The 24,447-nt window shown below is 63.8% G+C and carries 28 protein-coding genes and 1 pseudogene; 19 read left to right on the forward strand and 10 right to left on the reverse strand.

Annotation, left to right across the window (positions count from 1 at the left end; translation table 11 throughout):
* Positions 1-340: 340 nt before the first annotated feature.
* Entirely contained in the window at positions 341-859 is a 519-nt protein-coding gene (locus IB279_RS11990; protein WP_234824417.1) for a hypothetical protein, read from the reverse strand.
* 244 nt (positions 860-1,103) lie between these two features.
* On the opposite strand from IB279_RS11990, the gene IB279_RS11995 reads away from it, so the two are divergent.
* The gene (locus tag IB279_RS11995; protein ID WP_192339222.1) at positions 1,104-1,682 is read left to right on the forward strand and encodes an AAA family ATPase; all 579 of its coding nucleotides are present in this window, start codon (positions 1,104-1,106) and stop codon (positions 1,680-1,682) included.
* A gap of 365 nt (positions 1,683-2,047) precedes the next feature.
* On the opposite strand, the gene IB279_RS12000 is transcribed toward IB279_RS11995, so the two are convergent.
* The gene (locus IB279_RS12000; protein ID WP_034792878.1) at positions 2,048-2,896 is read right to left on the reverse strand and encodes a LysR family transcriptional regulator; all 849 of its coding nucleotides are present in this window, start codon (positions 2,894-2,896) and stop codon (positions 2,048-2,050) included.
* 296 nt (positions 2,897-3,192) lie between these two features.
* Here IB279_RS12000 and IB279_RS12005 point away from each other — a divergent pair, with 296 nt between their 5' ends.
* The 9 genes from IB279_RS12005 to IB279_RS12045 all read left to right on the forward strand — a co-directional run bounded on the left by IB279_RS12005 (position 3,193) and on the right by IB279_RS12045 (position 10,081).
* Positions 3,193-3,678, forward strand: a complete 486-nt coding sequence (locus IB279_RS12005) for an isochorismatase family protein (RefSeq protein ID WP_309142279.1) — start codon at positions 3,193-3,195, stop codon at positions 3,676-3,678.
* Between the two features lie 177 nt (positions 3,679-3,855).
* Positions 3,856-5,193 carry an efflux RND transporter periplasmic adaptor subunit gene (locus IB279_RS12010; RefSeq protein WP_112771034.1) on the forward strand — a complete coding sequence of 446 codons (1,338 nt, stop codon included), beginning with the start codon at positions 3,856-3,858 and terminating at the stop codon, positions 5,191-5,193.
* 19 nt (positions 5,194-5,212) lie between these two features.
* The gene (locus IB279_RS12015) at positions 5,213-7,156 is read left to right on the forward strand and encodes a MacB family efflux pump subunit (protein WP_060605348.1); all 1,944 of its coding nucleotides are present in this window, start codon (positions 5,213-5,215) and stop codon (positions 7,154-7,156) included.
* A gap of 92 nt (positions 7,157-7,248) precedes the next feature.
* Complete coding sequence (locus IB279_RS12020; RefSeq protein WP_060582757.1) at positions 7,249-7,737, forward strand: hypothetical protein; 489 nt, start codon at positions 7,249-7,251, stop codon at positions 7,735-7,737.
* 39 nt (positions 7,738-7,776) lie between these two features.
* Entirely contained in the window at positions 7,777-7,959 is a 183-nt protein-coding gene (locus IB279_RS12025) for a hypothetical protein (RefSeq protein ID WP_112771035.1), read from the forward strand.
* A gap of 11 nt (positions 7,960-7,970) precedes the next feature.
* The gene (locus tag IB279_RS12030) at positions 7,971-8,201 is read left to right on the forward strand and encodes a hypothetical protein (RefSeq protein WP_146749518.1); all 231 of its coding nucleotides are present in this window, start codon (positions 7,971-7,973) and stop codon (positions 8,199-8,201) included.
* 166 nt (positions 8,202-8,367) lie between these two features.
* The gene (locus IB279_RS12035; RefSeq protein WP_034792862.1) at positions 8,368-8,766 is read left to right on the forward strand and encodes a hypothetical protein; all 399 of its coding nucleotides are present in this window, start codon (positions 8,368-8,370) and stop codon (positions 8,764-8,766) included.
* Between the two features lie 44 nt (positions 8,767-8,810).
* Entirely contained in the window at positions 8,811-9,509 is a 699-nt protein-coding gene (locus IB279_RS12040; protein ID WP_112771036.1) for a Type 1 glutamine amidotransferase-like domain-containing protein, read from the forward strand.
* Positions 9,509-10,081 carry a nucleotidyltransferase family protein gene (locus IB279_RS12045; protein ID WP_112771037.1) on the forward strand — a complete coding sequence of 191 codons (573 nt, stop codon included), beginning with the start codon at positions 9,509-9,511 and terminating at the stop codon, positions 10,079-10,081. The genes IB279_RS12040 and IB279_RS12045 overlap by 1 nt, the downstream gene beginning before the upstream one ends.
* A 64-nt stretch (positions 10,082-10,145) precedes the next feature.
* Here IB279_RS12045 and IB279_RS12050 read toward each other — a convergent pair whose 3' ends face one another.
* Positions 10,146-10,370, reverse strand: a complete 225-nt coding sequence (locus IB279_RS12050) for a DUF1127 domain-containing protein (RefSeq protein WP_162766058.1) — start codon at positions 10,368-10,370, stop codon at positions 10,146-10,148.
* Between the two features lie 95 nt (positions 10,371-10,465).
* On the opposite strand from IB279_RS12050, the gene IB279_RS12055 reads away from it, so the two are divergent.
* Entirely contained in the window at positions 10,466-11,383 is a 918-nt protein-coding gene (locus tag IB279_RS12055) for a LysR family transcriptional regulator (RefSeq protein ID WP_112771038.1), read from the forward strand.
* Between the two features lie 3 nt (positions 11,384-11,386).
* Here IB279_RS12055 and IB279_RS12060 read toward each other — a convergent pair.
* Positions 11,387-11,476 (reverse strand): annotated as a pseudogene (locus tag IB279_RS12060) (DUF2280 domain-containing protein); the annotation flags it as partial.
* Positions 11,477-11,509: 33 nt separating this feature from the next.
* Here IB279_RS12060 and IB279_RS12065 point away from each other — a divergent pair.
* Positions 11,510-11,701 (forward strand): hypothetical protein, encoded by a 192-nt coding sequence (locus tag IB279_RS12065; RefSeq protein WP_060582751.1) that lies wholly within the window; start codon positions 11,510-11,512, stop codon positions 11,699-11,701.
* Here IB279_RS12065 and IB279_RS12070 read toward each other — a convergent pair.
* Entirely contained in the window at positions 11,698-11,973 is a 276-nt protein-coding gene (locus IB279_RS12070; RefSeq protein ID WP_234824418.1) for a hypothetical protein, read from the reverse strand. The genes IB279_RS12065 and IB279_RS12070 overlap by 4 nt on opposite strands.
* 251 nt (positions 11,974-12,224) lie before the next feature.
* Between IB279_RS12070 and IB279_RS12075 the strand changes: the two genes are divergently transcribed.
* Together IB279_RS12075 and IB279_RS12080 are read left to right on the forward strand one after the other, a co-directional pair.
* Positions 12,225-12,974 carry an SDR family oxidoreductase gene (locus IB279_RS12075; protein WP_034792821.1) on the forward strand — a complete coding sequence of 250 codons (750 nt, stop codon included), beginning with the start codon at positions 12,225-12,227 and terminating at the stop codon, positions 12,972-12,974.
* Positions 12,975-13,206: 232 nt separating this feature from the next.
* On the forward strand, positions 13,207-13,626 hold the full coding sequence (locus IB279_RS12080; RefSeq protein WP_112771039.1) for an NUDIX domain-containing protein: 420 nt from the start codon (positions 13,207-13,209) through the stop codon (positions 13,624-13,626).
* Between the two features lie 73 nt (positions 13,627-13,699).
* Here IB279_RS12080 and IB279_RS12085 read toward each other — a convergent pair whose 3' ends face one another.
* Positions 13,700-14,152, reverse strand: coding sequence for an Lrp/AsnC family transcriptional regulator (locus IB279_RS12085; RefSeq protein ID WP_034792802.1), 453 nt, complete (start codon positions 14,150-14,152; stop codon positions 13,700-13,702).
* A 119-nt stretch (positions 14,153-14,271) separates the two neighbouring features.
* On the opposite strand from IB279_RS12085, the gene IB279_RS12090 reads away from it, so the two are divergent.
* Positions 14,272-15,267: a nucleoside recognition domain-containing protein gene (locus IB279_RS12090; RefSeq protein WP_112771040.1), complete on the forward strand. Its 996-nt coding sequence runs from the start codon at positions 14,272-14,274 to the stop codon at positions 15,265-15,267.
* A 371-nt stretch (positions 15,268-15,638) separates the two neighbouring features.
* Complete coding sequence (locus IB279_RS12095; protein ID WP_112771041.1) at positions 15,639-17,258, forward strand: arylsulfatase; 1,620 nt, start codon at positions 15,639-15,641, stop codon at positions 17,256-17,258.
* A 100-nt stretch (positions 17,259-17,358) separates the two neighbouring features.
* Here IB279_RS12095 and ftrA read toward each other — a convergent pair whose 3' ends face one another.
* Positions 17,359-18,396, reverse strand: a complete 1,038-nt coding sequence (gene ftrA, locus IB279_RS12100; RefSeq protein WP_112771042.1) for a transcriptional regulator FtrA — start codon at positions 18,394-18,396, stop codon at positions 17,359-17,361.
* 86 nt (positions 18,397-18,482) lie between these two features.
* On the opposite strand from ftrA, the gene IB279_RS12105 reads away from it, so the two are divergent.
* The gene (locus IB279_RS12105) at positions 18,483-18,914 is read left to right on the forward strand and encodes a rhodanese-like domain-containing protein (protein WP_034792795.1); all 432 of its coding nucleotides are present in this window, start codon (positions 18,483-18,485) and stop codon (positions 18,912-18,914) included.
* 188 nt (positions 18,915-19,102) lie between these two features.
* Complete coding sequence (locus IB279_RS12110) at positions 19,103-19,579, forward strand: GNAT family N-acetyltransferase (protein ID WP_112771043.1); 477 nt, start codon at positions 19,103-19,105, stop codon at positions 19,577-19,579.
* A gap of 732 nt (positions 19,580-20,311) precedes the next feature.
* On the opposite strand, the gene IB279_RS12115 is transcribed toward IB279_RS12110, so the two are convergent.
* Together IB279_RS12115 and IB279_RS12120 are read right to left on the reverse strand one after the other, a co-directional pair.
* Positions 20,312-21,544: an HlyD family secretion protein gene (locus IB279_RS12115; protein WP_034792791.1), complete on the reverse strand. Its 1,233-nt coding sequence runs from the start codon at positions 21,542-21,544 to the stop codon at positions 20,312-20,314.
* Positions 21,545-21,547: 3 nt separating this feature from the next.
* A complete protein-coding gene (locus IB279_RS12120; protein WP_112771044.1) occupies positions 21,548-22,021 on the reverse strand; it encodes a hypothetical protein in 474 nt (157 codons plus the stop codon).
* A gap of 287 nt (positions 22,022-22,308) precedes the next feature.
* Between IB279_RS12120 and IB279_RS12125 the strand changes: the two genes are divergently transcribed.
* Positions 22,309-23,034: a bifunctional 2-polyprenyl-6-hydroxyphenol methylase/3-demethylubiquinol 3-O-methyltransferase UbiG gene (locus tag IB279_RS12125; protein ID WP_060582744.1), complete on the forward strand. Its 726-nt coding sequence runs from the start codon at positions 22,309-22,311 to the stop codon at positions 23,032-23,034.
* A 38-nt stretch (positions 23,035-23,072) separates the two neighbouring features.
* Here IB279_RS12125 and IB279_RS12130 read toward each other — a convergent pair whose 3' ends face one another.
* Positions 23,073-24,341: an NAD(P)/FAD-dependent oxidoreductase gene (locus IB279_RS12130; RefSeq protein WP_112771045.1), complete on the reverse strand. Its 1,269-nt coding sequence runs from the start codon at positions 24,339-24,341 to the stop codon at positions 23,073-23,075.
* Positions 24,342-24,447 lie beyond the last annotated feature (106 nt).

Raw genomic sequence — 24,447 nt, forward strand, 5'->3', positions numbered from 1 at the left:
GACGATTCTCAAGAAGCGGCGAAATTTCGGCGGTGACGGCGAAAGACGAGCGCCATAAGCTGTAGAAGCAGACTGGAGAGAGGTCGACGGTGCCGCCGCATCAAAAGGCATACATTCTTGTTGTCGTGGTTTTCTTCATCGCGGCCTCCATCAAGGTGGCGAGGCGTTTCCGGCACGAGAAAGACGCAATCTCTGCGTGGTTCTGGGGGGATTGTCGGCGCAGGCGGCGCACTTGTTCTCGCCCGCTTTGTTTACGTCGCCTGGGGATGACGGTCCTGCAACTCATCCGTCCGCGCGCTCCGGCAACTCTGCGCCACCTGCGGTCGTCGAAAACGAACCGTCACGGTTCGGTACGAGTAAGTTCGGTCACCAGTTCTGGAAATTTCGTATAAATACAACTGCCTAACGAAAAGTATTCCACTCCCGGCGCCAGTTCCTGGCGCGATAGCTCCACTTCGAATATGTCTTCCTCGCCCAATCCGAAGATGGCCGCCATGAAAACCAGTTCCCTGATCGGCCCCGGGGGAAACACGCCGCCATACAGGATTGCCTCCTTTTTCGGAAACTTCCCTTTGATGACCTTCTCAATCTCCAATTCCGCGCGCACCATCCTCGTCGGAACGCCCTCCTCCACCAAAAAGCCCGAGTCTCCGATTGAAAACGACCTAACACGCGCCTCGACCACGATCTTCGCATTCGAAAGCAGTTGGCTGTCAGGAGGGCATGGCTGCATCGCCCCCGCCGGGCGAAGGCAAACAACGAGCGAAATCAGGGCAAGGAGCCCAGCCTGCCTCAGCGCCGAGAGGCCCATCAGCCGCGCAACAGCGGCTCTGCCGATTGGTCGTGAAATCGAAGCCATATCTATTTTCCCGTAGCTTAGGTCCGGCAGACAGCGAATGCTTCGCGAAAGTGCCGAAAGCCAGGGCACACGGCAAGGTAGAGGAACGAACCGTCCGGTGGTTATCAACGGTCATTTGCATTGCTGGACTTGCCCCGGTATCCAACAGCCATGACCTTGTTACACCGGACAGGGCGCGTTCTTCGGATGCACCGATTTCCACGTTAGAAAACGACAGACCACTCGCTGTAATGGAGTTCAACGCATGCAGCATCCGGCCCTCGGCATCCTGATCGGAGGCAGCTCGCATGTCGGGAAATCGACGCTCGCCGGCGCCTTGGCCGGTTCGCTCGGCCGCGAGCTGATCTCGACGGACGCGCTCGGCCGTCATCCCGGCAGGCCCTGGCCATCGGTGCGGCCGGAAGTGGCCGAATACTATGCCAGCCTGACGGACGACACCATCCATTGGTTCCTGAAGGTTCATCACGAAAACATGTGGCCGCGCATTCGCCAGATCATCGACAACCACCGCCAACGCGCAAAACCGTTCGTACTGGAGGGCGCAGCGCTGAGGCCGGAATATGTGGCCGAACTCGACCCCGGGAGTGTCACCGCCGTTTTCCTCTATGCGGACGACGATTTCCTGCGGCAACGGATGCTGGACGAAGCGCGACGTGACGAGAGATACGAGCAGAAAGCCGGGATCATCAATAAATTCATTGAGCGCTCGCTTCGGGAGAACAGAGACATGCTGCAGTCGGCGCGAGCAGCCGACATCCGCTGTGTCGATGTCGCGGCACCGGGGGCGGTAGAGGCCGTGGTGCAGGCGTTCTCGGCGGGCTGAACGGTAAGCATCGATGGCGGCTTGGGCTGATGGTGGCCATGGCCGTTCTCCCGAGCGCATTCACGGTGTTCGGTTCCCGTTTTTGCGCCCCTCATCCACGCGGTGAGGGGATCGCCCCTCACCCGCCTGCCGGCACCTTCTCCCCGCAGGCGGGGCGAAGGACGCGTGCGGTACCCGCTCGCCTCGACACTCGCGCTTGAGATTTCCCTGTGGATGCGCCCTTAGAGCACGGACGCTTTCGCCGACAGCCTCACATGAGGACGCCGCCGTCGTCCCCACGCCCCGCTTGGCAGAGAGAGGGTTGGGTGAGGGGCAGATCTCCGCCCTTGCGGAACGGCGCCACGGATCGCGCCAAAGGCATCCGCCTATTTCCACCCCCGAACCGCCTCTTCGATGAAAGCCGCCACCGCCGCCACGCTCGGCACGCGCGCCCGTTCCGGGTGCATCATCAGATAGACTGGGCGCTCGGCGGCCGCCCCCGGTTCGTCCACCGCCTCGAAACGCGGATCGCGTGAGGCCGAAACCTCCGGCAGCATCAGTTCGGCGCCGAGCGAAAGGGCCGCCTCCATCAGGATCTCCAGCTTGTCGGCCGTCAGCGCCACGCGGGCATCCGGTCTGAGCCGGTCAAGCGCCTGCATCTCCGGCACATGGGCGAGTGCCGGGCCGTAGCGCACGACCGGGCATGGGCCTTCTCCCTGCCCCCTCGGCCGGAACAGACGGAAACGCAGCGTGCCGAGGCTCTTCACCCGCACACTGTCTTCGCCGGTGCGGGCCATGCGGATGGCGATGTCGGCCTCGCGCCGCTCGATGCTCAGCATCTGGTTGTCGGCAACGAGATCGAGGGTGAGGCCCGGATGGCGCTGTTCGAGGCGGGCAAGCGCCGGCGCCAGGATGGCGCTCAAGACGAAGCCGATGCTGGTCACCCGTACCTGGCCCTGCAGTTCCGCCGTGCGCCGCAGCAGCGTCGCCAGCGACAGCGACGCCTCCTCCGAGATCGTCCGGAGCCGCTCGACGACGGGGGAAAGCACCGGCGTCGGCGTCAGCCGGCCGTCGATGCGGTCGAAGAGCGCCGCCCCCACCCGCCGCTCCAGCGCCGCAAGCCGGCGCGACACCGTGGTCTGGTCGACACCAAGCGAGCGCGCCGCCTGGCTGAGCGTCGCACCGCGCACCAGATGATCGAGCAGTTCGAGATCCGCCCATCCCCCTGCATTCATGCAGATAGTCCTCCGAAAAATTCGGATCACTCTGCGCCAACGCAGCCGCTAAGATCAAGCCCATAGACCGACCACTTCGACGAACCAACGCCAGGGCTACGGCCCCGAAACCACCGCCCGGCCAGGGCTGCCTTCCACCGCCCCCCTGCGCCGTCCGCACAAACAAGGAGCCTTCCCATGTCCGATTCCGCGCCCGCAGCAACCCTTTTCTTGCCGGCGTCACGCTCGCCCCGCCGCCGCTTGGCGAAGCGACGCTGGTGCTGATCGACTACCAGAACTAATATCTGGCCGGCCCCGTGCGCCTGGTCGAGCCGGAAGCGGCGATCGAAAAGGCGCGGCAGTTGCTGGTCGCCGCTCGCGCCGCCGGCGCGAAGATCATCCACGTCGCTCATAAGGGGGCCGCCGGCGGCATGTTCGACCGGGGGGCGCACCGCGGCGCGATCGTCGATGCGGTGACGCCAATCGCCGGCGAAGCGGTGGTCGAGAAGATCCGGCCCAACGGCTTTTCGGACACCAACCTTGCCGAAATCATTGGCCCGGCCGGCACGCCGGTGATCTTCGCCGGCTTCATGACCCACAATTGCGTGTCGTCGACGGCCCGCGCCGCCAAGGATCTCGGCTACGGCATCACCATCGCAGCCGATGCCTGCACCACACGCGACCTACCATCGGCAAGCGGCACCATCTCCGCCCGTGCCCTGCATGAGGCCGAACTTGCCGGCCTTGCCGACCACCACGGCGCGGTCGTCAATGTCGCCGCGCTGATTGCGGCACGCAGCTGAGAGACCCGTCGTTCCCCTTCGAAAACGGGCGTCCGCAGCCGCGGGCGCCTTTCTCTTGCCATGCAGATGGCGAAGATTACGAAAATATAATGATCTCAATGCTTTTCGCCGGGTCCATTCGCTTCTATTTTTGAACCTATCCATTTTGGCATCGGCGATGCCGGTTAGGCGCAAGCGATGAACAAGACAGCCAAGACGGCGCGAGCCGACACCACGCCCCGCGACGATGCGGCGCCCAACGTCACCTTCATTCCCGGTGCGGTGAAGACGGTGAAGCGCAGGCGCCGCTCGCGAGCCTGGCTGTGGCTGCCCGTCATCCTCGCCGTCGCCGGCGCCGGGTATTACGGCTGGACGCGCTATGGAGAGAACCCGGCCTCGACCGCAATGGTGACCGAGGTGGTGACCCGCGGCGACATCGAAAACAGCGTGACCGCCGTCGGTACGCTCGACGCGGTCAATTCCGTCGATGCCGGCGCCCAGGTCTCCGGCCAGTTGAAGGCGCTGCATGTGGCGATCGGCGACACGGTTACGCAAGACCAGCTCGTCGCCGAAATCGATCCGGCCACCATCGAGAACCGCATAGAGATCGACCAGGCGGAGCTTGCCAACCTTCAGGCCCAGCTCATTTCCAAGAGGGCGCAGCTGGTTCTCAAGCAGGCCAATATCGACCGCCAGCGCAATCTCGTCGAAACCCGGAGCGTGGCGCAATCGACGCTCGACCAGGCGATTGCCGATCTCGCCGCCGCCGAGGCCGACGTCAACGCCATTGAGGCGCAGATCCGCAAGCAGCAGGCGACCCTTGCCGGCGACAAGGTCGATCTCGGTTACACCAAGATATACGCTCCGATCTCGGGCACCATCGTCGCCAACCCGGCCAAGGCCGGCCAGACGCTGAACGCCAACCAGACGACGCCGACCATCGTCACCATCGCTGACCTCTCGACCATGACCGTCAAGGCGCAGGTGTCGGAAGCAGACGTCACCCGGCTGAAGGTCGGCATGGATGCCTATTTCACCCTGCTCGGTCAGCCCGGCAAACATTTTGCCGGCAAGCTTCGTCAGATCCAGCCGATGCCGGACACGGCCAACAACGTCGTGCTCTATTACGCACTGTTTGACGTGCCCAATCCCGAAGGCGAACTGATGATGTCGATGAGCGCCCAGGTGTTCTTCGTGCAAGCCGCCGCCAAGGACGTATTGATCGTGCCGAGCGGCGCCTTGAGCCATCCGGCCAAGGGTACGGGAGATGCAACGGGTGAGAGCAATGGCCGGCGCGACGGCCAGAGAAACGGAACCGGAAGCGAGCCCCGCAAGGCGCAGGTGACCGTGGTTACGGCTTCCGGCGCGCTCGAAACCCGCGACGTTGAAGTCGGCATTCGCAACCGCGTCAGCGCCGAGATCAGAAGCGGCCTCCAGGAGGGCGAGAAGGTGGTCGTCAGCACCGGATCGACAGGGAGCGGCAACGCCCGCGACAACCGAAACCAGCGCGGCATGCGCATGCCGCCGATGTTCTGATCCAAGCTCGATAGTGGCCATGACCCCGCTTCTCTCACTCAGGCACGTCAGCAAGACCTATTTCAACGGCGACCTCGCCGTCGAGGTCCTGCACGGCCTGTCGCTCGATATCGAGGCGGGCGAGTTCGTAGCGATCGTCGGCCAGTCGGGTTCCGGCAAGTCGACGCTGATGAACATACTCGGCTGCCTCGACCAGCCGACCGGCGGCGACTACCTGATCGATGGCGAGAGCGTCGCCACCCTCGACAGTGACGAGCTCGCGGCCCTTCGCCGCCGCACCTTCGGCTTCGTCTTCCAAAGCTACAACCTCATCCCGACAGCAAGCGCCAAGGAAAATGTCGAAGTACCGGCCGTCTACGCCGGCATGTCCGCCCGCGACCGGCACGACCGCGCCGAGGCGCTGCTTGAAGCGCTGAAGCTCGGCGAGCGCCTCGACCACCGGCCGGGCCAGCTGTCGGGCGGCCAGCAGCAACGCGTCTCCATCGCCCGCGCGCTGATGAACGGCGGCCGGGTGATCCTGGCCGACGAGCCGACCGGCGCGCTCGACAGCCAGAGCGGCTCCGACGTAATGGCGCTGTTGCGCGACATGAACGAGCAGGGCCATACGGTCATCGTCATCACCCACTCGCGCGAGGTCGCCGAACAGGCCGACCGGCTGATCGAGATCCATGACGGCCGCATCGTCGCCGACCGCGCCAAGAAGGCCCGCGTCAACGCCGAAGGGGCGGCCGCCCTCGCCCGCCATGTCAGCGAAGGCTCGGCCGCGATCGCCGATGTCACCGAAGCCGTCAAGATGGCGTTCCGGGCGCTGAAGGCCAATCTGTTCCGCACCATCCTGACCCTGCTCGGCATCGTCATCGGCGTCGGCTCGGTGGTCGCGATGCTCGCGATCGGCACCGGCGCGCAGGATTCTGTTCTGAGCCGCATCTCGTCGATGGGCTCGGACCTGCTGGTGGTGCGGCCGAGCATGGCGAATTTCCGCGGCAGCGCGGGCGGCAGCAACGTGACGCTGGTGCCCGCGGATGCGGACGCGATCCTGGAGGTGCCGAATGTCGCCTTCGCCGTGCCGGAGATGACCAGCTCCGTCACGCTTCGCCGCGGCAATGTCGACTATCAGACCACCGCCAACGGCACCGTACCGCAGTTTACCACCGCCAAATCCTGGAAGATGGCCAAGGGCGAGTTCATCAACCAGAACGACATGGACACCTACGCACCTGTGGCCGTACTCGGCCAGACGGTCGTGAAAACGCTCTTTCCAGACGGCGACAACCCGATCGGGCAGTATGTGCTGGTCAACAAGATCCCCTTCCAGGTGATCGGCGTGATGGCGGAAATGGGCGCCACCTCCTTCGGCAACGACCAGGACGACGTGGTGCTGGTGCCGCTTTCGACCGGCAGCATCCGCCTCTTCGGCCAACGCAACATCCGCACCATCACCGTTCAGGTGAAGGACGGTTCGGCGATCGACATCACGCAGCAGACGATCCAGGCGCTGCTCGACCAGCGCCACAAGCGCCAGGACACGCAGATCACCAACATGTCCTCCGTGCGCGAAGCCTTCACCGAGACCTCGAACACATTGAAGCTGTTCCTCGCCTCGGTGGCCGCGATCTCGCTGCTCGTCGGCGGCATCGGGGTCATGAACATCATGCTCGTCTCGGTCAGCGAGCGCACCCGCGAAATCGGCGTGCGCATGGCGACCGGCGCCCGCCAGCGCGATATCCTGCTGCAGTTCATCATCGAGGCGCTGGTCGTCTCCTTGATCGGCGGCACGCTCGGTGTGGCGCTCGGGCTCGGCACCGGCGCGCTTGCCGGCCAGTTCGGCATGCCCGTTTCCTTCACCCTCGGCCCGGTGGCGCTCGCCTTTGCCTGCGCCTTCCTGACCGGCCTCGTCTTCGGCTTCCTGCCCGCCCGCAACGCCTCGCGCCTGCAGCCGGCGGTGGCGCTGAGCGCGGATTAGGCAAAAGCCACGCTCCTGCCCGCCAGACGATAGACAAGTGTCGCGACACGACCCAAGATGGCAGGCATTGCATGCTTGGGGGATAATTCGCGATGTGGAAGGCGTTTGCTGTTTTTTACTGCCTGTTGGCGACGTTCGGCGTCCTGCTTGGCGGCTACATCATGGCGGGCCGGTCAGTGCCGATGTCGACTATCGGCCTTGGCCTGGCTTCCGTGGCCTTCGTGATGGCGTTTTTGACCGCCGTCGGGCTCGTCGCCTACGCCTTCAACCTGAATGCCCCACCCTATGGGCTCTGGCGGCCGCTGAGCTGGCTCATCGGCGTCTATCAGTTGCTGGTGTCGCTGCTCAGCGTCGTGCGGTTCGCACAGATGTTCGCCACCATCCCGGCCGGAAGCGACGTGGGCGTCACGAACCTCATCTGGCTGGTGCTCGGCCTGGCTCTCAACTATTTCAGCTGGCTCGGCGTCTGGCGCTATGGACGGCGCATGGCGCAGCAACCGGCGCAAGCGCGGTGGAGGCAAGCGTTGCAGGATCTATTCCAGGCTGGTGCGGATCCTGCGGCAAAACCCCGTTCCTTCTGAGGACGGACGAAGCATTCTGGTTGGGAGATAGGCGTCGCGATGTGGAAGGCGTTTGCAGTTCTCTATGGGCTGCTTTTCATTTTCATGCTGTCATCGGCTTTCGTCACGCTACCCCCTGAAATCGCGGTGCAGCTGTCGTCCGCCGACCGAGCCCTGTTCTATGCGGGCCTGGCCGTGGAATTTGCTGCCATGATAGGCGTCTTGCCTATGCCTTCGGCCTGAGGGTCCCGCCCTTGCCATTTTGGCGGCCATTCAGCTGGGTTCTCGCCTGCTGGTGTCTCTACACGTTGATGGCCGATGCCTGGGATCTCGTCACGCTCATTTCCAGCCCCCAGCCCGGAGACGAAGGCCTGCTGTCGGCCTCCCTCGGTTTGCTGTTCCTGCTCCTTCTCAGCTATTTCGGCTGGCTCGGCGTCTGGCGCTATGGCCGCCGCATAGAGCAGCAGCCGGCCGCGATGGGCTGACAGCGGAACGTCAGCGCGCCAAGCACTCCGGTGAAAGAATGAGAGAGCGGGCGGCATGCAGGCCGTTTGAGGCGTAAGGCCTTGCGACAACCTCGCCCGCCGAACGATAGACAAGGCGCCCATCACCGCCGAAGCTGCCACCAACGCAGATACAGGATGATTCGCGATGTGGAAGGCATTTGCAATTTTCTACGTGCTCAGCCTTGCTTTCGGCCTGGTCATAGGCGCGACGCTGCTCCTGAGCTTTTGGGACGAGATGGCATACGGGATCAAGATCCTCGGCGGCGTCAGCCTGGTCATGGCGCTGGCAACGGCGATCGGTCTCGTCGCTTACGCCTTTAATCTGCAGGTCCCGCCGTTCGGGTTCTGGCGGCCCTACAGCTGGCTGCTCGGCATCCTTCTCGGCGGCCTGTCGCTGATCAGCGTCGTGCGATTTGCCGGTCAGTTCGAAGGCGGTGACGACCTCACCACTCTGCTCTGGCTTTGCCTGTCGCTTCTCGTCAACTATTTCAGCTGGCTCGGGATCTGGCGTTACGGCCGCCGGGTGAAGGCGATCGCGGGCTAGCCCGAGCGAACCGGGCTATAGCCCTTCGTCACGACAGGAAAGACATGCTCAACCTCGTCCTCTACAGCGACCAGATCGTCTCCGCCTGCTCGGCGATCGACCTCAGGCTTGTGGAGATGTTGGCGGCAGGCGGCGCTGGAAAACGCATCGCCTATGTCGCCTCCGGTCCGGAACGGGACCGCGGCTTCTTCCTTGCCGGGCAGGCCTATTACGGCAGGCTGGGTCTCGATCTCGCGCTGTTCTTCGATCTCGACGAACCGCATTCGGCAGACGACATTGCAGCGCTCTTCGCCTCAGACGCCATTCACCTTGCAGGCGGTCACACCGGCGGCTTTCTCGAACGGCTGAAGCGAAGCGGCATGCTCGGGCCGCTTCGCGACTGGGCACAGTCCGGCGGCATCCTCATCGGCGTCAGCGCCGGCGCCATTCTCATGGCGCCGACGATCGCGACCGATGCGCTCTTCATCGGGCTGGAGCCGGAGGAAATCACCGACGGCGATGCGCTTGATCTCGTGCCCTTCGAGTTCTTCCCGCACCTGAGCGACGACAAGAGCTACCTGCCCGCTCTCTTGCGCTACAGCCTGTCGACGCCGCGACCGATCCTTGCCTGCAATGACGGCGACGGCATCGTCGTTGCAGACGGGCGGATCGAGTGTCTTGGCGATCCTCTATGGATCTCGGCGGGAGCCGCGCGAGCGCCGGCGGAACGCATGGTCCACGGCTTCATGCCGATGCAGATTTGATGACGGACCTGCAGACTATCATCCTGAAGAGCCCGCTCTTGGCTCCGATCCTCGATCGCTGGGACCGGATTGCCCTGCCCGATGGCTGGCTGGCAGCCGGCGCGATAGCGCAGACCGTCTGGAACCATGCGTTCGCCCTGCCGCCGACGCACGGCATCAGCGATATCGACATCGTCTATTTCGACGGTGACGACCTCTCGCAAGAGGCGGAGGCCACGCATGCGAAGCGGATCGAAGGCCTGTTTGCGGATCTGCCCGTGCGGATCGACGTCAAGAACGAGGCACGCGTTCACCTCTGGTACGAGGAAAAATTCGGCACGCCGATCAGGCCCTATCTATCGGCGGAAGAGGCGATCGCGACATTTCCGACGACAGCGACCGCTATCGGCCTTCGCCCGTCCCAGGGCGGACTGGAGATCTGCGCCCCTTTCGGCCTTGAGGACCTGCTCGCACCGATCGTTCGGGCCAACAAGAGCCAGATCACCCGCGCCATCTACGAGTGCAAAGTGGAACGGTGGCGCGCCCTTTGGCCGGGCCTTGCGATCGAAAGGTGGGACGTGAGGCCGGCTTGAGACGAGACGCCCCTGTCACTGCCGCCCCACCAGTGTGGTCGGGAACGGCACGCGCGCCGAAACATCACATCGCGCCCGCCCGTGCGGCCTCCGCATGCCGAACGACGACGCCCCCTTCGCGCGCCGGAACCGGCGCAACCTTGCGCCTTCCCAGCTGAGCTTCCGCCTCCGTCAGGCCGATATCGGCCAGATGCTCAGCATCCAGTTCGCGCAGTTGCTGCAATTGCCAGTACCGCGAGCGCGGCGAAGCGACGAGATAAAGCCCGAGTTCCCGGATCATGTCGAACATCCATGTTTCGTTTCCAACCATGGACACAGTCTGCGCCTCGACATTCCCAAAAAGAAGCTTAGCATTCCTATTCAAAGCATAAAAGAAACTTTGATATGAGTGCTCTCAACCTCGACTATCTCAAAACCTTCGCGCTGGTCGCCGAACTCGGCAGCTTCTCGGCCGCCGCCGAGCGCTTGGGCCTGACCCAGCCGGCGGTCAGCCTGCAGGTGCGGGTGCTGGAGAAGCAGCTCGGCGTGCGCCTCGTCGAGCGGGTCGGCCGCAGAGCGCGGCCGAGTGCGGCCGGCGAGGAGCTGCTGGCCCATGCCGGCAGCATCGAGGCTGCCACCAGCCGGGCGATCGAGGCCGTCGCCCGCCACGCCAAAGGCGTTCTCGGGCGCGTCCGGCTCGGCACCGGCGCCACCCCGTGTGCCTTCCTGCTGCCGCCGCTTCTGGCCGATCTCAAGCGCCGCTTTCCCGATCTAGACATCACCGTGACAACCGGCAACAGCGCCGACATCGTCCGCGCGGTCGACGAGAACCTCATCGACATCGGCCTCGTCAGCCTGCCTGTCTCCGGCCGCATCTTCGAAATCACGCCGCTCTTCGACGAGCGCTTCGTGGCGATTGCCCCGCTCGGGACCGCCCTGCCCGATACCGTCACGCCCGCGATCCTGGCTGAACGGCCGCTGATCCTCTACGAGCCCGGCGCCAACACGCGAAGGATCACCGACGAATGGCTGGCCACCACAGGCACGACCGTCAAGCCGGTGATGGCGCTCGGCAGCGTCGACGCGATCAAGGAGATGGTCGCCGTCGGCCTCGGCTCAGCCCTCGTTCCGGAAATCGCCCTTCGCCCCGGCGACCGGGAACGGCTGGTGGTGCGGCCCCTCACCCCAACGCTCTTCCGCCGCTTCGCCCTGGTGCTTCGAAGCGACAAGCGGCTGGACCGGGCGCTGCGCGAAACGCTCGCCGCGCTGAAGACAACGGCAACTGGACTAGATACGCCCGAGGGCCGGACGCAGGGCCGCTAAAGACGCCGCAGCGACGACGGGCGGGCTGTCGAAGCATGCCAGAGCCTGCACGATGTAGGTCTTGACCTCATCGCTTAGTTTTGGTTTGGCCATTGATCTGTCAAAGTGCAGTCAAAGGAGCAAGCAGTGACGAAGTACGATCCCGACAGATTGAAACTCCGCATCCAGGGACGCGGCCTGAACACATGGAACTGGCAGCTACTGCTTGATGGCAAGCAGCTCATAAAATCCGGAACCATCTCGGGCTCAAGACGCAATGCCGAAGTCGCGGCTGAGGCAGTGTTGCGCGATATGTCAACTGCGCCGGATAAAGACTAAGCGAATAGAAGCTGGCAGGTGCCGCAGGCATGCGCGATCTGCACTCTGGCGATCTCGGGTTTCTGGTTGGCTGTATCGACCATGGCCCGGACGCCGGCAGCATCTGCACCATTATGTCTGACCACGCCGGCGAACGCCTCGGACGCCGTGTGCACGGATGACGAAGACTGGGCGGCCGGGTTGCGGCCGCGATAGTCGGTCAGTGCCGCCTCCGCGGCGATCAGCCGGAAGGCGTCAGGCTTCGCCACCATCGACCAGAGCCGCCTCTTCATGCAGGCCGTGCCGTTGCATTCTCCGTGCCGACGCTGAAGTCGAGGTCCGTCTCGATCCGCGCCGCGCCGCAATGGCGGCTGCCGCCATAGGTCCTCAGCATCCCTTCTTCCCTGCCCTCGTTGTCGGCCCGGACTATGCCACCGGGGCGATTGAGAATCTGCGCCGTCACAATCACCGATCGGAAATCGGGTGGGCGCTGATGCCCGCCGGCAGTAGTCAGGGCGCCTCAATCAAGAGAAGGGAAAAGTCCATGACCATGCTGCAAGACAAGATCGTGATCGTCACCGGCGCCTCATCCGGCATCGGCCGTGCGGTCGCCAGGCTCTTTGCCGCCGAGGGTGCGAAGATCGTCGCCAACGCCCGCGGCGAAGAGCAGCTTGACGCCGTCGTCGAAGCGATCCGCGAGGACGGCGGCGAAGCGATCGCGGTTGGCGGCGACGTCACCGCGGAAGAAACCCATATCCGGCTGGTGGAAGCGGCGCTCAAGCATTTCGGCGGCCTCGACATCGCCGTCAACAATGCCGGCGCGGTCAACGTCATGAAGCCGGTCGCCGAGATCACGTTCAAGGAATGGCAGCAATCGCTTGCCACCAACCTCACCTCCGCCTTCCTCGGCGCCCGCCACCAGATCCCGGCAATGCTCGCGCGTGACGGCGGCTCGCTGGTCTTCACCTCCACCTTCGTCGGCACCAGCGTCGGTATTCCCGGCATGGCCGCCTATGGCGCGGCAAAGGCCGGCCTGATGGGCCTCGTCAAGGGCATCACTGCCGACTATGGCGCAAAGGGCATCCGCGCCAATGCGCTCCTGCCCGGCGGCGTCGACACGCCGGCGGCCGGCAGCAAGGAAAACAAGGAATGGGCGGCCGGCCTGCACGCCATGAAGCGCATCGCCCAGCCGGAAGAAATCGCCCAGGCCGCCCTCTTCCTCTCAGGCCCGATGGCAAGCTTCGTCTCCGGTGCGGCGCTCTTTGCCGATGGAGGGAACGCTGCGGTGAAGTAACGGCAGCTCAAGCGCCGGGGGCAGATTTCCAGTCATGCTCCCGGTCAACCGGCCTTTTCGGTCCAGATAAGACGACGCCTGTCAGGATGGTAACCCGAAAACGCCGGGTTGTGTCACACCAGAAACAATCATTGCGAGCGTTGCCAAATTGCAAGATCTTCGGCTTTGCAAAAAATCGGGATTCATCGAAGACGAGAGTTGAGCTTCGCTCAGCAAGCGCAGGGTTTCGCAAATGGCCTTCATCCCCTTCAAGGGCGCAAAAATCGCATTGCTCTTTCAGGGGCTTTTGATTGCCTACCAGCGTGATCAGAAGCCGGAAATCCCCTTCCCCGGCATGTGGGATCTTCCGGGGGGCGGACGGGAGGATGGTGAGAGCCCGGTCGAGTGCGCAATCAGGGAGACCCGCGAGGAGTTCGATATCGCAGTCGATCCGGCGTGGATCGTGTGGAGGCGGTATTATCCGGCACAGAATACGACCGCCCCCGGAAGTTACTTCCTTGTTGGCAAGCTCGAAGAGGGTTTCGGGCCCGTAAGGTTTGGCGACGAAGGCCAGCAGTGGGCAATGATGTCGATCGCTGACTTCCTGAACCACCCTGAAGTCGTCGACAGTTTGAAGAGCAGATTGCGCGATTATCTCGTCGAAAACACTTGATCGGGATCCCGTCGGGACCGCCGGCCCATCAGCGCCTGTCGTTTCGGGTCGTCCCCCGTGGTTCGGCGTCTTCTCACACCGGTATCTCCGTCGTCTCCTTGCCGGTACGGATCACGAAGGCCGTGTAGTAGCGCGCGACATTGGTTTCCTCGCGAAACAGCCGTTCGGTCAGCGCGTCGAGCTCGTCCATGTCTTTCAGCCGCAGCATCAAAATGGCGTCGGTCTCGCCGCTGACGCTGTAGGCCTGGATCACTGCCGGCTCCTTTTCCGCCATGTCGAGGAAGCGGCGGATATATTGCTCGCCGTGGCGCTCGAGCTCGACTGTGATGATCGCCTTCATGGTGCGACCAGCCTTTGCCGGATTAAGCACCGCGACGATCCGGTCGATGACGCCGGTCTCGTGTAGCCGCCTGATGCGACGCAGGCAACTCGATGGCGAAAGGCCAACCTCTTCCGCAAGCTCGGCATTGGTGCGAGAGGCATCCACCTGCAAGAGCCTCAAGAGCTTGCTGTCGATCTTGTCCATCCCCGTCCGTCCCCCTGTTGCGGTCATTTGCAATTTTATTGCACAAAGGTGCATATTTTGACCACAACTGCGAACGGCCTGGCGTTAGTCCTTGGACAACATCCCAAGGAGAGACCGCCATGACCGTCCTGATCATCCTCTACCGCAAGACACTTGCCACCCTCGAAGTCTACTTCGATCTGGTGCGCATCATCGTGCCCGTCACCATCGTCACCCATGTGCTGCAGGAACTCGGCGTGATCCGCGCGGTCGCACCCGCCTTTGAGCCGGTCATGACGGTGATCGGCCTGCCGCCCGAGTTTGCCTTCGCGTGGCTCACCGGCCTGCTCGTCGGCATCTGGGGCGCCGTCGTCGTGGTCTTCGCGCTGGTGCCGGTCTCGGAGCTGACGACTGCCGACATGACGGTGTTTTCAGCGCTGATGCTGGTGGCGCATGCCATCCCGATCGAACAGCGCATCATCCAGAAGGCGGGCCCAAGCTTCCTAGTCACCGCCGCGATAAGGATCGGCGGCGGCCTCATCTTCGCAGCCCTCCTGCATCAGCTCTTCGCCGTCACCGGATGGCTTGCAACCCCGCTCGCCCCCACCTGGATCCCGGCCAACGAAGGCTCCGGCTGGGTCGCCTTCGCCTTCGGCACGCTGAAGACGCTTCTGACCATGCTCGTCGTGCTGCTCGTGCTCAGTTGGACGATCGAGATCCTCAAGCTCGTCGGCATCCTCGCATGGCTGAACCGGGGCATGGCGCCGCTCTTTCGCCTTGCGGGCGTCAAGACCGAGACCGTGCCCTTTGCCGCCGTCGGCGTGCTGCTTGGCATTTCCTATGGTGGCGCGCTTCTGATCCGCGAGGCGCGCGAGGCCAAGGTCGAGCCGCGCCAGGTGTTCCTCGCCTGCGTCTTCATGGGCTTTGGCCATAGCCTCATCGAGGACACGCTGGTGGTCGTGGCGCTGGGGGCGGATTTCACCAGCGTCTTCTTCGGCCGGCTGGTCTTTGCCATCGTCGCCACGGCCATCGTCGCCAGGGCGATCGCCGCAGCACCCGACGCCGTGTTCTTCCGGTCGTTCTTCCGCAAGGACGACTTCAACCTTGCGTCCCCTCAGGCCGAGCTCAACGGATGACCGTGTGACAGGGCGGCGAACGCCGCCCTGTCACATTGAAGCCCTGGTTCACCCGACGAAATTGGGCGTGCGCTACCGGGCGCACGCCTTGGGGCGAGCACCCATCGTTCTAGCATGCCCCTGGATTTTTTAACTGTTACGTACTTACGGGCTTGCCGCTTTTCTGTCTTGCTCCGGCACGCACAACGCAGTGTCGGAAATGCAGTTCGGCCATGCCTGAAACCAGAGCCGCCAAGTCCGGTCGCAAGGACCGGCAGGTGCGCACCAGTTCGGCCATTGCTTTCAGGACTGCACGTGGCTGGAGCCAGAGACGGATCCAGACCGACTGAAAGATCATCGACAATCCCATATCCCAATGAGGAGTACGATTGATGAAGGCCTTCAACTATCTTCTCTCTTGTTCCCTTGCAGCTTCGTTCACGTTGCTCGCCACCACGTCGCACGCCCAGGAGGCAATGGGGTGGGACCGTACGGTCAGAACCGCGGACTATCTGGAGCCGGCCATTCCGCGCCCCGCTCAGGAGCAGACGGCCGCGGACCGGCTTCGCGAGTTTGAGACGAGGACCGGTCGCAAACCCAACATCCTGATCCTGCTCGTCGATGACCTTGGATATGGCGACCTGGGTGCGTTCGGCGGCGGCGCGATGCTCGGGGCTCCGACACCGAACATCGACAAGCTGGCAACCGAGGGCCTGAAGCTGACATCGGCCTATGCGACGCCGGTGTGCACGCCCTCGCGCGCGGCCCTGATGACGGGTCGTATTCCGGCGCGAAGCGGCCTTACGCGTCCCCTGCTTGCGAGCGACCACCCCACCAAGAACCCCTGGGCCGACGAGGTCTCGGCGGCAAAGCTCCTGAGCGACAACGGCTATGTCACCGGCCTCTCGGGCAAGTGGCACATCGGCGAAGCCAAGGGCATGCAGCCCCAGGACGTCGGCTATGACGAATTCCATGGTTTCCTGTCGGTCGTCAGCGAATACACGCAGTACATGGACAGCCGGAAATATTCGCAGCTGATGCTCGATCCGCAGCGGCTGGAGACGTTCAAGAGCCTCAGCGAGTATAACGGCGTGGTCGAAGGCAAGAAGGGCGGCGACCTGAAGATCGTCTATCCGCTGGAGACGCAGAAGCAGATGGGAAATGTCGACCAGGATTTTGCCAACTGGTCGGTGGATTTCATCAAGCGCGCGGCCAAGGACAACAAGCCGTTCTACCTGATCCACGCCTTTGCCAAGGTCCATTTCGACAACTATGCCGCTGATGGCTACGAGGGGCGCAGCCCCGCCAAGCTGCCCTACCGCGACGCCGTGGTCGAGGTCGACGACATCGTCGGGCGGCTGACGAAGACCCTTCAAGAATCCGGCCAGGCCGACAACACCTTCGTGTTCTTCACCTCCGACAACGGCCCGGAGGAAGACAGCTACCCGGACTCCGGCTTCACCCCGTTCCGCTCCGGCAAGGGCACGACCTGGGAAGGTGGCGTGCGCGTGCCGGGCATCGCCTACTGGCCCGGCATGATCAAGGCGGGGCGCATCAGCGACGGCCTGTTTGACCTCATGGACCTGTTCAACACGTCGCTGGCGCTTGCCGGCATCAAGGACAAGATCCCGACCGAGCGTTATATCGACGGTGTCGACCAGAGCAGCTTCCTGCTGGCCGACGACGGTCAGACGTCCCGCCAGGCGGTCTTCTCCTATAACCAGGCCGAGTTCTCGGCCATCCGCTGGGAAAACTTCAAGGGCTATTTCAAGGTCATGCAGTACGACCAGCCATTTTCCAACATCAGCATGTCGACATTCTCGCCGGTCGGCGTCGCCCCCTGGATCTTCGATATCTATCGTGATCCCAAGGAGCGCATCACCCGCAGCAATGGCGACTATGAATGGCTCTACGGCCCCATCCTGCAGCTGCAGACCCAGCACGCAGCGACCTTCGTCAAATATCCGAAGAAGGACATCGGCCTCGGGATCGGCGGCGGCGATCCCAAGTAGGCTAGCATACCCGGCTGACATTCTAGACCGTGACTGGCGGCCCCCATCGAAATCGGTGGGGGCCGTTGTTTGAGGTGGGATGCGGCACCGACGATGCGACCTATTCCGCAGCGGCAGGCCCAACCCCGCCTTCAGAAATCGCCATCCGCCCGAAGGCGGCACGGTAGGCGGCGGGTGTGGTCGAAAGCTGCTGGCGGAAATGGTGGCGCAACGTCTGGGTCGAGCCGAAGCCGGAGGCTTCCGCCACCTGCTCCATGCCGAGCGCGGTTTCCTCCAGCAATTGCCGGGCGCGCGACAGTCGCTCGGACAAAAGCCAGCGCGCCGGCGTCGTGCCGGTCGCCGCCTCGAAGCGGCGCAGGAAGGTGCGCTCGCTCATGCCCGCAGCCTTTGCCAGCGCCGCAATCGAAAAGTCCTCACCGAGCCGTTCGCGCATACGGTCAAGCAGCGGCCCGAGCCGGGCGCTCTCATGAACGTCGGGCACCGCCCGCTCGATGAACTGCGCCTGGCCGCCATCGCGATGCGGCGGCACGACGAGACGGCGGGCGACGCGGTTGGCCGCCTCGCTGCCGAAATCGCGGCGGATCAGGTGCAGGCAGAGATCGATGCCGGCCGCACTGCCAGCCGAGGTCAGAACCTGGCCGCCATCGACATAGAGCACATCCGGCACCACCTCGATGTCTGGATAAAGCGCTTTCAGCTTGTCGGTATAGCGCCAGTGGGTCGTCGCCCGCCGGCCCGATAGCAGCCCGGCAGCCGCCAGCACGAAGACGCCGGAGCAGATGGAAAGCACGCGCGCGCCCCGCGCGCAGGCGTCCTTCAGCGCCTGGCACACCGCCTCCGGCACGGGCTGATCGGCGCCGCGCCAGCCGGGCACGATGATCGTGCCGGCCTGGCCTAAAAGCTCGATGCCGCCGTCGGCGACAAAGCGAACGCCGCCGGTCGCCCTAAGCTCACCCGGATCGACCGAGGCGACGGCAAAACGGTACCAGCCCTCGCCCATTTCCGGCCGCGGCAAGCCGAACATCTCGACGGCGACGCCGAACTCGAAGGTACAGAGCCCGTCATAGGCGAGCGCCACGACGAGCGGGTTTGTGAGTGGTGCGGCAACGGAAAACGACTTTGGCATGATCTTGAGCATATATGGCAATGTTGCCAACTGCCAGCCCTGATCCAGCGCTGCTACACATATCCTCGTCAACGCGCACCGAGCCAAGGAGAACCCCGATGAGCACCGTCACCGAAATTCCCGCCGCATCGCCTGAGATCGCCATTGCCCATTTTGCCGGGCGGCTCAGTGTCGAGACCGATTGCTCCGACGTCGCCCAGGCGCTGAAGAGTGGCGAGCAGGACTTCGTGCTGCTGCACGTCGTCGGCTCGGATGCGGCCTATGCGCGCCGCCACGTGCCGGGCGCGATCCACCTGCCCCACCGGCAGATCACTGCGGAGCGTTTGGCAGAGTGGCCGGCCGATACCCTCTTCGTCGCCTATTGCGCCGGCCCCCATTGCAACGGCGCCGACCAGGCCGCACTCAAGCTCGCCAGGCTCGGCCGGCCGGTGAAAATCATGATCGGCGGCATCACCGGCTGGGAAGACGAAGGCCTCGCGTTTGCGACCGGCGCTACCCCCGGCGAAGCGCTGTCTCTGCTCGCTGCTTAAGCCGGCGCCAAACGCCCTTTGCAGCGCCGCACGCCTTGCCGGATGCGCGGCACTGCAGCATTTTGGATCGCGATCGATTTCAGCCTGAAATCGATCGCGATTGCGGCAAATGATGGGGCAAGTTCGGCCTTCCACCGGCCCTCGGTAACCCGCCCCGGCCAGCTAACCCCTTTGCACGAGATATCGCGATGCCCGCGTCACCCGTTATCGTCCGCCCATTTGAACGAGATGACGTCGCCTGCGTGCTGCGGCTGATGCGCGGCCTTGCAGTCTTCGAAGCTTATATTGACGCGTTCCGCGTGACCGAGAGCGATCTGATCGAGCATGGGCTTGGCGACAACCCACGCTTTGGCGTGCTGGTCGCGGAGTTTGGCAGCCGTGTCATCGGCATCGCTGTGCATTACGTCATCCCCTGGACCTACGATCTGAAGCCGACGCTGGTGCTGAAGGAACTTTTCGTCGATGAAACAGCACGTTCCCTGGGGGCCGGCGCGGCGCTGATCGACGCCTTGAAACGTCATGCCGCAGCGATCGGCGCACCGCGCATCGAATGGTCGGTGCTTGCGAGCAACGAAAATGCCAAGCGCTTCTACCTGCGCCAGGGCGCGATACACGATGCGATATGGGAGCCCTGGACGCTGCCGATCGGGACCGACGAGACCTAAAAGGGAGTGTGGGGGATTTGTCTTTGTCCATGCGGGCTACCGTCAGGAAAATCCTGACCCGATTGGGTGAAAAAGCTGGGGATTTTCCCGTAACCCAAATTGACTATTAAAATCCCCTTAAAATCCATTGCTTTCAGATCACGCTTTTGCCACACTGTACTTGCGATTGCGCCCCGGAAGTATGCAATCCCCGGAAGAGTATGCATGCTTGTGGTTATATTGCAGTGCAGTTGCTTTATTAATTTTATTGCGCGCTTGAGCCTCCGTCCCCACGGGGGCTCAATCATTTTTGGACACCCCTTTTCCCTCCGTGACGGCCCGGCGCTCTCGGGGCCTTCCAGAGAAGGAGGCAAGGCATAGACGCAACGGAAGATAGCGCCGCATAGATCGCTCCCGCAAACATTGCGGCCTTTCAGGTGGGAAGCTGTCCGTTGAATTCCACGCCCTTGAAACCATCGATCCCGGCAAGATCGACGATGCAGCCGAAGCGATCTTGCCGCGCGAAGATGCGCTGTCTCGCATCGCAATTCGACGGCACACGCGACCGCTTCAACCGCGAGGACCCCGCGCGGGCTTTGGCGCTGGAAGATGGGACCCGCCTGCAAGGAGGGGGTTCAACGTTTGCAGGCCGATCGGACGAGGCTGAAGGAAGCGGTGGCCCGCCTGAAGGGGAATATCTGCAGGCGGCAGGCGCCGGCCGGGATCGGAAACCCCGGCCGCGTGTCTTCGTGCTTAATGCCCGCCGAGCACCAGCGTCTGCACCGGCAGCATCAGCGCCTGAATGCGCAGGATCGCCGCATGCACGAGGCCAACGGCATCGACACCGTGCAGATAGGCCCACTGCAGCGTGCTGATCCCCGGCTTGTCCAGTTCGTCGTGGTTGCTGGTGTAGGCATTGGCGATGCAACTGCTGCCGGGCGGAACGTCGTCGAGCACGCCGGGATAAAGCGGCTCCATGACCACGGTCAGCGTGCCGGGTTGCGAGATCTGCGTAACGTCGATCAGCTGGTCGCTGGCGCGCACCTGGCCGGAGGCAATCACGTCCTGCACCTCTGTGACGACGAGCGGAATGATGGTGAACGGCTTGCCGACGCAGGTCGCCTCGCCGATCATGCCGGGCTTCATCACCTGAGCCTCGATCTGCCCGAAGCCGGCCACCAGCCGGGCCCGGCCCGCGTCTTCCGGCACGAGCACGCCCGCTGGCCTCAGCAGCGGGTTGACGATTTCGCCGACCCGAAGCGTGAACTGCTGCAGCGTGCCGGACACGCCGGCGCGCACGGTGGTCTTGGTAATATCGACCTCCGCCTGCTTCAGCGCCGCTTCGGCGCTGGCCTTCTGCGACGGCAGCAGCGATTGCAGCTTCGTCTCCAGCGTCTGCTTGTTGGAAAGCACAGCGGTCAGCGCGCCCTTGCGCCCTTCGAGAAGCACCTGCTTGCGCTCGATTTCGCGGCGGGCAACGACGTTCGGGTTGAGCCGGTTAAGCTCCACCTGTGTGTTGTATTCGTCCTCGGCCTGCTTCACGTCGGCCTGTGCCTGGACGATCGCGCCATCAGCGGCAACAAGCTCGGTGCGACCGACAGCCAATTCGGCGTCAACCTCGGCGATCTGGCGGCGGGCGACTTCGGCGGCCGCTTCCTCCTCCGAACTGTCGAGCTTGAACAGCGGCTGGCCGGCCTTCACCTTCTCAAAGCGCGTGGCATAGATCTCCGTGACGCGCCCGTTGGTCTCCGGCAGCACGGCGACCGTCCGGAACGCGGCCGTCACGTTCTTCGTCGACGGATGGAAGTAGAAGATCAGCGTGATCAGCGAGATCGTCAGCACGATGCAGGCGGTGATGCCCCAGCGCAGCTCGAACCAGACCGAATAGATGGTGATCTCGCGCCCGATGCGTTTTCCCTGGCCGTAACGGCGGAAGAGATAGTCGGGCAGGATGGTCAGCATCGAGCAAAGGATAAACTCGAACATGGCTTATGCCTTCCCTTCCGTCGATGGCTGAGCGGGCGATGCGTGGCCGTGGCTGGACAACGCGTGCGGCTGTGGGTGGCTTGCTGCAGGCTCGGCCTCCACGTCCCTCGCCTCCGGCACGGTCGGCTGGTCCACCTTACCGGCAATCCGCTCCAGCGAACCGGCGATCGATGAAAGCGGCGATGAGAAATCGGGAAGGTCGATCAGGGCGAGAAGCAGAGCTGCGCCCCACAGGAGGTTGTTGTGGGTGAGCAGCGACAGGAGCGCCAGGACCGCCACCAGCTCCAGCTGGATCTTGTTGGTCTTGTGCGCCATGACCTCCGGCAGCGAATGCAGCCTGAGATAGAGTGTACCGAGCGCGAAAATCGCCACGATCAGAAAAACGGCAACCGCATTCAAAAGCCAGTCGGACTGGCCCGGGGCTGTAATAAAGCCCGGCAGGTGATGGATGGCTGCAGGATGGATGGCTTCGGACATTACGCCTCCGCAAATCGGACTGGACCACGAGAATCGAACATTAGCACCCCTCAAAAAAAACGAAATAGAAGCTTGCACTTCAGCCGCAACTTGACCTTGCGGCAACACGCGCCCTATCAATCGACGCGCCGGCACTTCGAAGCGCCGCCGGTTTCGAGCAGGATCGAAAGGCACATGCTGTTCCCGCGGTAACGGCACCGGATGCCCACTCGCCCTAACGCGCGCAGACGCCCGCGCCCCTTTCGCGGCGCGTGCCGGCACAAGTACAGCCAGAAGGAGAGACCGCCATGGCCCAGAACATCTATGATCGTCAGGAGTTTTTCGAGGGCTACAGCCAGCTCGGGCGCTCGGTGCATGGTCTTGCCGGGGCCGCGGAATGGCCGGCGATTCGCGCGCTCCTACCGGATCTTTCCGGAAGCCGCGTCGTCGATCTCGGCTGCGGCTATGGCTGGTTTTCGCGCCACGCCCGCGAGGCCGGTGCCGCCCATGTGCTCGGGCTCGATCTCTCCGAGAAGATGATCGCCCGCGCCAAGGCCGACACATCAGATCCAGCAATCGACTACAAGATTGCCGATCTCGACCAGCTCGACCTGCCCGAAACGAGCTTTGACTTCGCCTACAGCTCGCTTGCCTTCCACTATGTCGAGGATTTCGGCCGGCTGGTCGCGACCATCCACAAGGCGCTGGTACCCGGCGCCCATTTCGTCTTCACCATCGAGCACCCGATCTACATGGCCTCGCACAATCCCGGCTGGCGCCTCACCGATAGCGAGCGCACCTGGCCCGTTGATCACTACTCAGCCGAAGGCCCGCGCACGACGAACTGGCTGGCCAAGGGCGTGATCAAACACCACCGCACCATCGGCACGACGCTGAATACACTGATTGGCGCAGGCTTCGCCATCCGCCACGTCGAGGAATGGCGGCCGACGCAAGAGCAGATCGCCGAGATCCCGGCTCTGGCCGAAGAGATGGACCGGCCGATGATCCTGATCGTGAAGGTGCAGAAGTAAGCGACGACGACGGCCGTTACATTGGCCGCCTCTCGCCCTTACCCCTTCTCCTTCAGCGTCTCCTTCTGGGTGATCAGCCGGGCACTGTGCTGTCCGCTCAGATACGTCCAGAACCAGCTCCAGGCGACGGCGAAGCGGCTGCGCGTGCCGATCAGGAAGTAGATGTGGGCGATGCCCCAGATCCACCAGGCAAGCGCGCCCTTGATCTTGAAGCGGCCGAAATCGATGATCGCCGCGCGCCGGCCGATGGTGGCAAGGCTGCCCTGGTGGCGATAGCGGAAGTCTCCGGGCGGCTTGTCGCCTGAAAGCCGTGCGCGGATGACGTCGGCCACATAGGCGCCCTGCTGCTTGGCGGCGGGCGCAATGCCCGGCACCGGCTTGCCGCCGTCATAGGTGACGGCAGCCGTGTCGCCGATGACGAAAACGTCGGGATGGCCGGGAGCCGTGAGGTCAGCGCCGACGATCGCCCGGCCGGCGCGGTCGGCCGGGATATCCAGCCAGCGGGCAGCGGGCGAGGCCTGCACACCGGCGGCCCAGACGAGCGTACGGCTGCCGACGAACTGGTCGCCGATGACAACGCCCTCTTCCGTGCAGGATGTCACGGGTGTACCGGTGCGAACCTCGACGCCGAGCCGCTCCAGCTCCTTGACCGCATAGGCCGAAAGATCCTCGCTGAAGGCGGCGAGAATGCACGGCCCCGCTTCCACCAGGATCACACGGGCCTGCCGCGTGTCGATGCGGCGAAATTCGTCGGGAAGCGTGCGGTGCGCCATCTCGGCGATGATGCCGGCAAGCTCGACGCCGGTCGGGCCGGCACCGATGACGGTGAAGGTCAGGAGGGCGGCACGGAGATCAGGATCCTCTTCGAGCTCGGCGCGCTCGAAGGCGAGCAGCACCCGCCGCCGGATCGTCGTCGCGTCTTCCAGCGTCTTCAGGCCGGGGGCAAAGGGCTCCCATTCGTCATGGCCGAAATAGGCATGCGTCGCCCCGGTCGCCAGCACCAGCGTGTCGTAGGCGATCCGCTTGCCGTCCCTGAGCACCACGGCCTTTCCGGCCCCGTCGACATCGCTCACCTCGCCTAGCAGCGTCGTCACCTCCGGCCGGTCGCGCCAGAGGCTGCGGATCGGCCAGGCGATTTCGGAGGTCGCGATCAGCGTTGTTGCCACCTGGTAGAGCAAGGGCTGGAAGAGATGATGGTTGCGCCGGTCGATGAGGGTGATCCTCACCGGCGCGCCGGCAAGCCCCTTGACGAGTTGCAATCCGCCAAACCCGCCGCCGACAACGACCACGTGATGCCTGTCCTGCATGTTCTTTCCAGTCGGCTTTGCGACCGGCCTTCCGTTGGACATGCCACAACATTGGGGTTGTGACCGCCAAGGACAAGCGCAACCACCTCATGTCACCCTTGCAAAA

The sequence above is a fragment of the Ensifer sp. ENS06 genome (genome assembly GCF_014852205.1).
In the GTDB taxonomy this organism is placed as follows: Bacteria; Pseudomonadota; Alphaproteobacteria; order Rhizobiales; family Rhizobiaceae; genus Ensifer; species Ensifer adhaerens.

Excerpts from the sequence above, each read along its gene's own strand:
- IB279_RS11990 (WP_234824417.1), bottom strand. The coding sequence starts at position 859 with ATGGCTTCGATTTCACGACCAATCGGCAGAGCCGCTGTTGCGCGGCTG.
- IB279_RS11995 (WP_192339222.1), top strand. The coding sequence starts at position 1,104 with ATGCAGCATCCGGCCCTCGGCATCCTGATCGGAGGCAGCTCGCATGTC.
- IB279_RS12000 (WP_034792878.1), bottom strand. The coding sequence starts at position 2,896 with ATGAATGCAGGGGGATGGGCGGATCTCGAACTGCTCGATCATCTGGTG.
- IB279_RS12010 (WP_112771034.1), top strand. The coding sequence starts at position 3,856 with ATGAACAAGACAGCCAAGACGGCGCGAGCCGACACCACGCCCCGCGAC.
- IB279_RS12015 (WP_060605348.1), top strand. The coding sequence starts at position 5,213 with ATGACCCCGCTTCTCTCACTCAGGCACGTCAGCAAGACCTATTTCAAC.
- IB279_RS12020 (WP_060582757.1), top strand. The coding sequence starts at position 7,249 with ATGTGGAAGGCGTTTGCTGTTTTTTACTGCCTGTTGGCGACGTTCGGC.
- IB279_RS12025 (WP_112771035.1), top strand. The coding sequence starts at position 7,777 with ATGTGGAAGGCGTTTGCAGTTCTCTATGGGCTGCTTTTCATTTTCATG.
- IB279_RS12035 (WP_034792862.1), top strand. The coding sequence starts at position 8,368 with ATGTGGAAGGCATTTGCAATTTTCTACGTGCTCAGCCTTGCTTTCGGC.
- IB279_RS12040 (WP_112771036.1), top strand. The coding sequence starts at position 8,811 with ATGCTCAACCTCGTCCTCTACAGCGACCAGATCGTCTCCGCCTGCTCG.
- IB279_RS12045 (WP_112771037.1), top strand. The coding sequence starts at position 9,509 with ATGACGGACCTGCAGACTATCATCCTGAAGAGCCCGCTCTTGGCTCCG.
- IB279_RS12050 (WP_162766058.1), bottom strand. The coding sequence starts at position 10,370 with ATGTTCGACATGATCCGGGAACTCGGGCTTTATCTCGTCGCTTCGCCG.
- IB279_RS12055 (WP_112771038.1), top strand. The coding sequence starts at position 10,466 with ATGAGTGCTCTCAACCTCGACTATCTCAAAACCTTCGCGCTGGTCGCC.
- IB279_RS12070 (WP_234824418.1), bottom strand. The coding sequence starts at position 11,973 with ATGAAGAGGCGGCTCTGGTCGATGGTGGCGAAGCCTGACGCCTTCCGG.
- IB279_RS12075 (WP_034792821.1), top strand. The coding sequence starts at position 12,225 with ATGACCATGCTGCAAGACAAGATCGTGATCGTCACCGGCGCCTCATCC.
- IB279_RS12080 (WP_112771039.1), top strand. The coding sequence starts at position 13,207 with ATGGCCTTCATCCCCTTCAAGGGCGCAAAAATCGCATTGCTCTTTCAG.
- IB279_RS12085 (WP_034792802.1), bottom strand. The coding sequence starts at position 14,152 with ATGGACAAGATCGACAGCAAGCTCTTGAGGCTCTTGCAGGTGGATGCC.
- IB279_RS12090 (WP_112771040.1), top strand. The coding sequence starts at position 14,272 with ATGACCGTCCTGATCATCCTCTACCGCAAGACACTTGCCACCCTCGAA.
- IB279_RS12095 (WP_112771041.1), top strand. The coding sequence starts at position 15,639 with ATGAAGGCCTTCAACTATCTTCTCTCTTGTTCCCTTGCAGCTTCGTTC.
- ftrA (WP_112771042.1), bottom strand. The coding sequence starts at position 18,396 with ATGCTCAAGATCATGCCAAAGTCGTTTTCCGTTGCCGCACCACTCACA.
- IB279_RS12105 (WP_034792795.1), top strand. The coding sequence starts at position 18,483 with ATGAGCACCGTCACCGAAATTCCCGCCGCATCGCCTGAGATCGCCATT.
- IB279_RS12110 (WP_112771043.1), top strand. The coding sequence starts at position 19,103 with ATGCCCGCGTCACCCGTTATCGTCCGCCCATTTGAACGAGATGACGTC.
- IB279_RS12115 (WP_034792791.1), bottom strand. The coding sequence starts at position 21,544 with ATGTTCGAGTTTATCCTTTGCTCGATGCTGACCATCCTGCCCGACTAT.
- IB279_RS12120 (WP_112771044.1), bottom strand. The coding sequence starts at position 22,021 with ATGTCCGAAGCCATCCATCCTGCAGCCATCCATCACCTGCCGGGCTTT.
- IB279_RS12125 (WP_060582744.1), top strand. The coding sequence starts at position 22,309 with ATGGCCCAGAACATCTATGATCGTCAGGAGTTTTTCGAGGGCTACAGC.
- IB279_RS12130 (WP_112771045.1), bottom strand. The coding sequence starts at position 24,341 with ATGCAGGACAGGCATCACGTGGTCGTTGTCGGCGGCGGGTTTGGCGGA.